The organism is Citromicrobium sp. JLT1363, assembly GCF_000186705.1.
Classification (GTDB): Bacteria; Pseudomonadota; Alphaproteobacteria; order Sphingomonadales; family Sphingomonadaceae; genus Alteriqipengyuania.
The window spans coordinates 1-599 of sequence record NZ_AEUE01000022.1 but is presented as its reverse complement, the minus strand read 5'-3'; the positions used below and the strand labels follow the sequence as shown (position 1 = coordinate 599).

At 57.6% G+C, this 599-nt stretch carries 1 protein-coding gene; it reads left to right on the top strand.

Going from position 1 to position 599, the window contains the following annotated elements:
• Nucleotides 1-196 precede the first annotated feature (196 nt).
• Nucleotides 197-385, top strand: a complete 189-nt coding sequence (locus ADAD_RS0115215; protein WP_010415731.1) for a hypothetical protein — start codon at nucleotides 197-199, stop codon at nucleotides 383-385.
• Nucleotides 386-599 lie beyond the last annotated feature (214 nt).

The following is a 599-nucleotide window of genomic DNA, read 5'->3' as shown; positions in this document are numbered from 1 at the left end:
TGTCAAAGAAGTAGGCGACGTGCTTTGGTATCTGTCGGCGGCGTGCAACGAACTTGGTGTAGACCTTGCCGAAGTCGCCTACGGCAACCTTTGCAAGCTGTGCGACCGGGGCGAACGGAACGTGCTTCAAGGGTCGGGCGATACGCGTTAACACATTCGCAATCGTAATGTGCTAATAAGGTGACGGCCCGCCCCCATGGGCCGCACCAAGCCAACGAAAGGATACACCATGGCTAGAAGGATTGAATACAGCGAAGCACAGGCAAACGAAGACGCCGAACAAATCTTGCGCAAGGTGCTTAAGCGCCAACGCTTCGGCTACGAAGTGCGCGACGCGCTTTCCGACGCGCTGCAAAAGATTGTGCAGCGGGCGGCGTCGGCATGACATACCGGAACCCGTGTGGGCATTGCAAAGGGTCGGGTATGCTATCCGGCCCCCTAAAGCTTATCCGCAGCGTGTGCCCGAAGTGCGACGGTCGCGGGTATTTCGAAGTAGCCAACGTCGTTAGCGGCCCGTTCGTGTCACGTATCGACACGCAGCCCGACCGCATATTGCAAGGCGCAATAGGGCAGTTGCAAAGCGTCGTAGTTATCGGCTA